An 8,083-nucleotide genomic window follows, 5' to 3' on the forward strand; every position below is an offset into this window, starting at 1 on the left:
GCGGACCCCAGCGCGCGTCAGGGCCGCCCCCTCAGCCGACCTTGACCATCCGCAGCAGCGTCATCATGCCCATGGGCGGCAGCACCCGCTCCTCGACGACCTCCAGGCCCACCGCCCCCAGGACGCGCGCCTTGTCGAAGTCCGAGTGCCAGCCCAAGAGGTCGGCCAGCGGCGCCGCCAGCCTCTCGGCCACGGCAAGCGCGCCCCGGTCGCGCTGGAAGTGGTTCACGATCACCACAGTGCCGCCAGGCCGGACCACCCGGGCGATCTCGGCCATCACCCGCTCGGGCTCGGGCACGACCGAGATGACGTGCATGCAGGCGACGTGGTCGAAGCTGTCGTCGGCAAAGTCGAGCTGCCGGGCGTCCATGCGGTGCAGGGCAACCACGTTGCGCAAATCCTCCTCGGCCACCTTGGCGCGCGCCTTGGCCAGCATCTCCTCACTGTAGTCGACGCCCGTGACGGTGACGCCCGGCCCGTAGTGGCGCAGCGCGAGGCCCGTGCCGACGCCCACCTCCAGCACAGAACCGCCCAACTCGCTCAGCAGGGCGGTGGCCCGCCGGCGCCCGACGTTCGTCACCGCCCCGAAGGTGCGGTCATAGACCGGCGCCCAGCGGGCATAGGACCTCGCGACGGCCTGCAGCTCCATTCATTCGTCCTTTCGTCCCAAGCGCCACCCCGGCCGGACCCAGCCCAGCCCGAGCAGCAGGAGATAGCCCAGGTCCAGCAGGACCAGGGTGAGCCACGGATAGGTCAGCAGCGCCGCGCCCAGGGCCACCGCCGCCAGCAGCGCGAGGCGCACCTGCTCCGGGCGGATGCTGACCGGGCGGAACGCCGGCGTGGGCAGGCGGCTGACCATCAGCGCCGCCACCACGAGCAGCCACAGCGCGCAGAGCGGCGCGGGCAGCACGGCGGACGGGGCGAGATTCGCTCCGAAGATCGGTAGCAGCGCGAGCATCGCCCCCGCCGGCGAGGGCACGCCCGTGAACGTGGCCTTCGGCTCCGCGGCGGCCGAAGGCTCCCGGCTGCCGATGTTGAACCGCGCCAGCCGCAGCGCGCAGGCCACGGCGTAGATCAGCGCGGCGATCCAGCCCTCGCCCCCGGCGCCCCCATAGGCCCACAGGTGCACGATCAGGGCCGGCGCCACCCCGAAGTTCACGAAGTCGCACAAGGAGTCCAGCTCCGCCCCGATGGCGCTCTCGCTGCCCAGCCGACGCGCGAGCCGCCCGTCGAGGCCATCGAGCACCGCCGCGAGCAGGATCAGCCCCACGGCGCGCTCGACATCGCCCGCCACGGCGAGGCGGATGGCCGTGAGCCCGGCGCAGAGCGCGCCCAAGGTCAGGATGTTGGGCAGAAGCTGCGCGACGGACAGGCGGGTGCGGGGGTCCGGGCGCAGGTCCATCCTGTCAGTCCTCGCGCGCCGGGCGGGGCGGCCCGCTGCGCCGCAGGTCGGCCAGGATCGTCTCGCCCGCCACCATGGTCTGCCCGACGGCGACCAGGGGCGGGACGTCGGGCGGCAGGTAGACGTCGAGCCGCGAGCCGAAGCGGATCAGCCCGAAGCGCTCCCCGGTCCGCAGGCTCTGGCCCTCGCGCGTCCAGCACAGGATGCGCCGCGCCACCAGCCCGGCGATCTGCACGACCGCCAGCTTGCGCCCGTCCACCAGCTCCAGGCACAGGCCGTTGCGCTCGTTGTCCTCGCTGGCCTTGTCGAGCGAGGCATTGAGGAACTTGCCGGGCCGGTAGGCCACCGCGAGCACCCGCCCCGCCACCGGGGCGCGGTTCACGTGGCAATTGAAGACCGACATGAAGACGCTGACCCGCGTCAGCGGCTCGGGCCCCATCCCCAGCTCGGCCGGGGGCGCAGCGGGCCCGATCAGCGACACCACGCCATCGGCGGGGCTCACCACCAGGCCGTCCTCCTGCGGCACGGCCCGGCGGGGGTCGCGGAAGAAGTAGTAGCACCAGACCGTGAGCCCCACGCCCAGCCAGCCCAGCGGCTCCCAGACCAGGAACAGCACCAGAGCGCCCAAGCCGAAGAAGGGCAGGAATCGGTAGCCTTCGGGGTGCATGGGCTTCAGGAACGTGCCCCACATCGTCATGCGCCTGTGCCCCTGCCCCGTGCCCTTGGGCGGGGCTTCTAGCCGCATCGCAGCGGGACCGCAAACAGGAACGACGCTTCATGGCCTATTTGCGGCGGCTCGCGTCACCTGTCCGGCCGCCTGACACGCGCGCGGCCCGCCTCGGGGCGCCGTCGTCCCGGAGATCGTGCCATTCAGCGATCGTGATGTCGAGCGATGGCGTCACGGCGACCCGGCAGTGGGCGCCGCCGCATTTCCCTGGACCGAGCACTCGGACCACGCCGCCATTGTGGCCCTGCTGCGCGACCCGACGACCCGGACCTCCACCGTCCTCGCCTGTGCTAATGGCCAGCCCTGCGACGACGCGGCCCTCCATCTGCCCGCCTTGGCCGGCACCGGGATCGCCCGGACTGCCGCTCCTGGCACGTCCGCCGTCCCGGGGCACCGATGGGCAGCCACGCCCCCTGTCGACCTCCGCCCGCCGGGTCATCGTCCCGCCCCCGCTTGGCATCCGCCGCGCCCTGCCCTACCTCCGGCCCGACCCGCCGGGAGCCCGCTGATGACACTCGACGACCACCCCTTCCTGTCCGCCCGCGCCCCCCACGCGCCCGAGCGGCTGCTCGCGCAGGCGCGCGAGACGCCCGTCCCCCGCGTGGCGCTGGTGAACGCCGGCGCACCCACCCCGCTCGAAGGCCTGCGCGAGGCCTGCGAGGCGGGCCTCGCCGAGCCCATCCTCCTGGGCGAGCCCATCAAGATCCACGCGGCCGCCGAACGGATCGGCTGGGACATCAAGCCCTTCCGCCTCGTCGCCGCGCCGGGCGACAGCGCCGCCCGACAGGCCGCCGCCCTCGCGGTCTCGGGCGAGGCCGACGCCATCATGAAGGGCCAGATCCACACCTCGACCTTCCTCAAGGGCCTCCTGCCCTCCTCGCTCGGCCTGCGGGACCGCAGCGTGACCTGCGGCCACGTCTTCCACATCACGGTGCCGGATTCCGACCGCCCGCTCCTCCTCACGGACGCCGCGCTCAACGTGAAGCCCGACCTCGCCACCCGGCAGGCCTGCCTCGCCCATGCCGTGCGCCTCGCGGGCCTCGTGGGCGTCGAACGGCCCCACTGCGGCGTCCTCGCCCCGTCCGAGGACGTGACCCCCACCATCGCCTGCACGGGCGAGGCCGCGGCCATCGCCGCCTGGGCCAAGGGGGCCCTGAAGCGCGCCGTGGTCGAGGGGCCGCTGGCGCTCGACCTCATGCTCTCGCGCCGCGCCGCGGCCATCAAGGGCGTCGAGTCCCAGGTCGCGGGCAAGGTGGACATCATCCTGGTCCCCGAGCTCAACGCCGGGAACGCGCTCTTCAAGCTCATGACGCTGGGCATGGGGGCCTGCGCGGGGGGCGTGGTGATGGGCGCGCGGGTGCCGATCCTGCTCACGTCGCGCGGGCAGGGGGCGCCAGACCGCATCGCCTCGGCGGCTCTGGGCGCGATCCTCGCGGCCGAGGCGCGGGGCCGCCGGGCGGCCGCCGCGTGATCCTCGTCGTCAACGCCGGCTCCTCCTCGGTCAAGGTCGCGCTCTTCGACGACACCCTGCGCGAGCGGCTGCGCGGCTCCGTCACCGAGATCGGCGGCACCGGGGAGCTGGCCCTCGGCCCGGCTCGCCAGCCCGTGCGTGCGCAGGACCACGGGGCGGCGCTCGGCTTCCTCCTGGCCATGCTGCGCATGCAGGGGCTGGCGGCCGAGGACCTGCGCGCATGCGCCCACCGCGTCGTCCACGGCGGGGCGAGCCTCACCGCCCCCGTCCGCCTCGACGCCGCGGCGCTGGCCGCCATCGAGGCCTGCGTTCCTCTCGCCCCCCTCCACAATCCGGCGAACCTCGCGGGCATCCGCGCGCTCCAGGCCCTCGCCCCCGACCTGCCCCAGATGGCGAGCTTCGACACCGCCTTCCACGCCACCGCGCCCGAGGTCGAATCGACCTACGCGCTGCCCTCGGACCTGCGGGCGCAGGGAATCCGCCGCTACGGCTTCCACGGGATCAGCTACGCCGCCCTGACCGAGCACCTCCGCGAGCAGGGCCAGTTGCCCCCGCGTCTCCTCGCCTTACATCTCGGCAACGGCTCGTCGGCCTGCGCCATCCTCGACGGGGCGTCGGTGGCAACCACCATGGGCTACTCGCCGCTCGAAGGGCTCGTCATGGGCACCCGCACCGGGACCATCGACGGCATGGCGGTGCTGGACATCGCCCGCGCCCGCGGCATCGAGGCGGCCGAGCGCCTCCTCAACCGCGACTCGGGCCTCAAGGCCCTCGCGGGCACCTCCGACATGCGCGCGCTCCTCGCCCGTGACGACGCCGAGGCCCGCTTCGCCATAGATCACTACGTCCACTGGGCCATCCGCCAGGGCGCGGGCCTCGCGGGGGCGCTGGGCGGCGTGGACGCGCTGGCCTTCACCGGCGGCATCGGCGAGAACGCCGCCCCCGTCCGCGACCGCATTGCCGCCGGATTGGCCTTCCTGTCCCCCGCCCAGGTCCACGTCGTCCCCGCGCAGGAGGAGCGGCGCATCGCGGCGGACGCGCAGGCACTCCTCGACGGCTGACGCTTCCCCTTGCCCCCGCGCCGAGCTACCCCCGCCCCATGACCGTCGCCGCCCTCTACGACAGCCGCGCCCGTGAGGGGCGCCTCATGCCCGACCCGGCGCAGCGTGGGGTCCTGCCCGCGCTCGACCGCCTGCGGGCCGAGCTTCTGGACCCGCCCCGCCGCGGGCTCTTCCGCAAGCCCCAGCCCGTGCGCGGCCTCTATCTCTGGGGCGGCGTGGGCCGGGGCAAGTCCATGCTGATGGACCTGTTCCTCGACGCGCTCGGGCCATCCGTCCCCACCCGCCGCCAGCATTTCCATGCCTTCATGCAGTGGGTGCAGGCCGCGATGAACAAGGCCCGCGCGCGCGGCGTGGACGACGCCATCCTGCCCGTGGCCGACGAGATCGCCGAATCCGCCCGCCTCCTCGCCCTCGACGAGATGCAGGTGACCGACATCGCCGACGCGATGATCCTGGGGCGCCTCTTCCAGCGGCTCTGGGCGCAGGGGGTGACACTGCTCACCACCTCGAACCGCCCGCCCTCCGACCTCTACAAGGACGGCCTGAACCGCGCGCTCTTCCTCCCCTTCATCGCGCTCATCGAGGAGAACTGCGAGGTTCTCGAACTGGCCTCCGCGACCGACCACCGCCAAGGCCGCCTGACGGGCGCGCGGCGCTACTTCTGCCCCGTGGATGCCGAGGCGCGCGCCGCCATGAACGCGCTCTGGGCCGACCTCTCGGGCGGCGAGTCGCATCCCGAGATCCTGCGCGTCTACGGCCGCGACGTGGAGATCCCCGCCTTCCACAACGGCTCCGCCCGCGCCAGCTTCTACGACCTCTGCGGCCGCCCCCTGGGCCCCGCCGACTACCTCGCGCTGGCGAACGCCGTCCGCGTGCTGCTGATCGACGAGATCCCGCGCCTCGGCAGCGACAACTTCAACCAGGCCCGCCGCTTTGTAACCCTGATCGACGCGCTCTACGAGGCCCGCGTCACGCTCTTCGCCTCGGCCGCTGCCGCCCCAGACCGCCTCTACGTCGAGGGCGAGGGCAGCTTCGAGTTCGCCCGCACCGCGAGCCGCCTCATGGAGATGCAGGGAGCCTCCTGGGGCCAGGGGGTGGCGGACCGCTCGGCCGCCGCTGTATAAAGCCCGCGCCAACCCAAGGAGCCTTTCCCCATGCAGAACGCCGAGATCGCCGAGCGCCGCAAGACCGCCATCGCGCGGGGCGTGGGGATGCAGACGCAGATCTACGTCGAGCGCGCCCAGAACGCCGAGGTCTGGGATGTCGAGGGCCACCGCTACATCGACTTCGCCGCCGGCATCGCGGTCGTGAACACCGGCCACCGGCACCCCAAGGTCATGGCGGCCGTGCAACGCCAACTCGACAGCTTCACCCACACCTGCCACCAGGTCCTCCCCTACGAGAACTACATCCGGCTGGGCGAGCGGCTGAACGCTCTCGTCCCCGGCGACTTCGACAAGCGCACACTCTTCGTGACCACCGGCGCCGAGGCGGTGGAGAACGCCGTCAAGATCGCCCGCTACGCCACGGGCCGCAACGCGGTCATCGCCTTCGGCGGCGCCTTCCACGGGCGGACATTCATGGGCATGACGCTCACGGGCAAGGTCCAGCCCTACAAGGCGGGCTTCGGCGCCATGATGCCCGACGTCTTCCACGTCCCCTTCCCCATCGGGCTCCACGGCATCTCGACCGACGACGCGATGGCCGGCATCCAGAAGCTCTTCAAGGCCGACCTCGACCCCGCCCGCGTCGCCTGCATCATCCTCGAACCCGTGCAGGGCGAGGGCGGCTTCTACCCCGCGCCCCCCGAGCTGATGCGCGCCCTGCGGACCCTCTGCGACGACCACGGCATCGTGCTCATCGCGGACGAGGTGCAGACCGGCTTCGCCCGCACCGGCAAGCTCTTCGCCATGGAGCATTACGACGTCGCCCCCGACCTCACCTGCATGGCCAAGGGCCTGGGCGGCGGCCTCCCCATCGCCGCCGTCACCGGCAAGGCCTCCATCGTGGACGCCGCCAACCCCGGCGGCCTGGGCGGGACCTACGGCGGCAACCCCCTGGGCATCGCCGCCGCCCACGCTGTCCTCGACGTGATCGAGGAAGAGGACCTCTGCGCCCGCGCCAACGCCCTGGGCTCGCGCCTCCGCCAGCGGCTGGAGGCCATGCGCGACGCGGTCCCCGAGATCGCCGAGATCCGCGGCCCCGGCTTCATGGTCGCCGTGGAGTTCAATCTTCCCGGCACCCACACGCCGCACCCCGACTTCGCCAACCGCGTGAAGGCCGAGGCACAGGCCCGCGGGCTGATCCTGCTGACCTGCGGCGTCTACGGCAACGTGATCCGCTTTCTCGCCCCCATCACCATCCCCGACGACATCTTCGCCGAGGCGATGGACATCCTGGAACAGTCGGTCCAGGCCGCGCAGGCGGCCTGACCGGACACGGGCGGGCGGTTCAGGCCGCCCGCGCCACGCAGATCTGGTTCAGGCTCCAGGGCTCCAGCGGGTTTCGCGCGAAGTCGCCGTAGCGCGCCTCCAGCCCCAGCCCCTCCAGCTCCAGCAGCAGCGGGATCTCCCGCGGGAAGAACTGCCGCAGCACCAGCGGCGCGAAGTCCTGCCGCGGCCCGCCCGGCGGCCCGACCCGCCACCGCGCGACGCGGATCTGCCGCATGGGGTCGTACCAGGCCGTCTCCTCGGCCTCGACCGCCGAGGCCGGGTTGGGCCCCAGGTCCAGCCGCCGCGTCACCCCGTCCTGCAGGAGCCCCGGATCGGGCAGCGCCACGTCGAAGGCCAGCCGCCCCCCCGGCGCCAGATGCCGCCGCACGGTCCGCAGGCAGGCCCGCAGGTCCGCCGTTCGGGTCAGATGCGCCAGCGAGTTGCAGGACAGGATCACCAGCCCGAAGCGCCGCCCCAGGTCGAACCCCGCCATGTCCCCTTCCACGAAGGACAGCCGCAGGCCCTGACCCTTCGCCTTGCGCCGCGCGGCCGCCAGCATGGCGGGCGAGGCGTCCAGCCCCACCACCTCATGCCCGTCCCGCGCCAGCGGCAGCGTCAGCCGCCCGGTCCCGCAGGCCAGTTCCAGCACCGGCCCGCCCGCGCGCCGCGCTTCCTCGCGGTAGAAGGCCTCGCAGGGGCCGGGCGCCACGATCGCGTCGTAGACCTCCGCCGCTTCGTAGAGCGAGGGCTCCTGCCCCCGGTCGGCCGTCCCGGCCGGGCTCGCGTCCTGATCCAGCATGAGTCGCTCCTTCGTAATGCGTCCCACCGGTCTTGTGGCGAAGCAGAGCCCACTCAAGCGCTAAACACCCAGAGTTCCCGCTTCCGGGAACACTCCAGCCCGACACGGACCGATTCGCCGGGTGTTGCGCGCACCGGGGGAGGACCGTTCGGTGCTGTCAGGATCTGTTAACGCGTTTCGGCGACGCTGGC

General features: G+C 73.0%; 8 protein-coding genes. 4 read left to right on the plus strand and 4 right to left on the minus strand.

All coding sequences use genetic code 11. The annotated features are described in order from the left end of the window. Positions 1 to 31: 31 nt before the first annotated feature. The 3 genes from FHG71_RS13370 to FHG71_RS13380 are packed head-to-tail and all read right to left on the minus strand — an operon-like array spanning position 32 to position 2,099. Positions 32 to 649 (minus strand): class I SAM-dependent methyltransferase, encoded by a 618-nt coding sequence (locus FHG71_RS13370; RefSeq protein ID WP_139082192.1) that lies wholly within the window; start codon positions 647 to 649, stop codon positions 32 to 34. Next, a complete protein-coding gene (locus tag FHG71_RS13375; RefSeq protein WP_139082193.1) occupies positions 650 to 1,402 on the minus strand; it encodes a CDP-alcohol phosphatidyltransferase family protein in 753 nt (250 codons plus the stop codon). It lies immediately after the preceding gene. 4 nt (positions 1,403 to 1,406) lie between these two features. Next, entirely contained in the window at positions 1,407 to 2,099 is a 693-nt protein-coding gene (locus FHG71_RS13380) for a phosphatidylserine decarboxylase (RefSeq protein WP_139082194.1), read from the minus strand. Between the two features lie 538 nt (positions 2,100 to 2,637). Here FHG71_RS13380 and FHG71_RS13385 point away from each other — a divergent pair. From FHG71_RS13385 to FHG71_RS13400, 4 genes are read left to right on the plus strand one after another with little or no spacing between them, the layout of a single operon-like run. Then, positions 2,638 to 3,600 (plus strand): phosphate acyltransferase, encoded by a 963-nt coding sequence (locus FHG71_RS13385; protein ID WP_139082195.1) that lies wholly within the window; start codon positions 2,638 to 2,640, stop codon positions 3,598 to 3,600. After that, entirely contained in the window at positions 3,597 to 4,661 is a 1,065-nt protein-coding gene (locus tag FHG71_RS13390) for an acetate/propionate family kinase (RefSeq protein ID WP_139082196.1), read from the plus strand. The genes FHG71_RS13385 and FHG71_RS13390 overlap by 4 nt, the downstream gene beginning before the upstream one ends. 38 nt (positions 4,662 to 4,699) lie before the next feature. Beyond that, complete coding sequence (gene zapE, locus FHG71_RS13395; RefSeq protein ID WP_139082197.1) at positions 4,700 to 5,785, plus strand: cell division protein ZapE; 1,086 nt, start codon at positions 4,700 to 4,702, stop codon at positions 5,783 to 5,785. 30 nt (positions 5,786 to 5,815) lie between these two features. Next, a complete protein-coding gene (locus FHG71_RS13400) occupies positions 5,816 to 7,093 on the plus strand; it encodes a 4-aminobutyrate--2-oxoglutarate transaminase (RefSeq protein WP_139082198.1) in 1,278 nt (425 codons plus the stop codon). Positions 7,094 to 7,112: 19 nt separating this feature from the next. On the opposite strand, the gene FHG71_RS13405 is transcribed toward FHG71_RS13400, so the two are convergent. Further along, entirely contained in the window at positions 7,113 to 7,892 is a 780-nt protein-coding gene (locus FHG71_RS13405) for a class I SAM-dependent methyltransferase (protein ID WP_139082199.1), read from the minus strand. Between the last annotated feature and the right edge of the window lie 191 nt (positions 7,893 to 8,083).

This window comes from Rubellimicrobium roseum, from assembly GCF_006152145.1.
GTDB lineage: Bacteria > Pseudomonadota > Alphaproteobacteria > Rhodobacterales > Rhodobacteraceae > Rubellimicrobium > Rubellimicrobium roseum.

Excerpts from the sequence above, each read along its gene's own strand:
- FHG71_RS13370 (WP_139082192.1), bottom strand. The coding sequence starts at position 649 with ATGGAGCTGCAGGCCGTCGCGAGGTCCTATGCCCGCTGGGCGCCGGTC.
- FHG71_RS13375 (WP_139082193.1), bottom strand. The coding sequence starts at position 1,402 with ATGGACCTGCGCCCGGACCCCCGCACCCGCCTGTCCGTCGCGCAGCTT.
- FHG71_RS13380 (WP_139082194.1), bottom strand. The coding sequence starts at position 2,099 with ATGACGATGTGGGGCACGTTCCTGAAGCCCATGCACCCCGAAGGCTAC.
- FHG71_RS13385 (WP_139082195.1), top strand. The coding sequence starts at position 2,638 with ATGACACTCGACGACCACCCCTTCCTGTCCGCCCGCGCCCCCCACGCG.
- zapE (WP_139082197.1), top strand. The coding sequence starts at position 4,700 with ATGACCGTCGCCGCCCTCTACGACAGCCGCGCCCGTGAGGGGCGCCTC.
- FHG71_RS13400 (WP_139082198.1), top strand. The coding sequence starts at position 5,816 with ATGCAGAACGCCGAGATCGCCGAGCGCCGCAAGACCGCCATCGCGCGG.
- FHG71_RS13405 (WP_139082199.1), bottom strand. The coding sequence starts at position 7,892 with ATGCTGGATCAGGACGCGAGCCCGGCCGGGACGGCCGACCGGGGGCAG.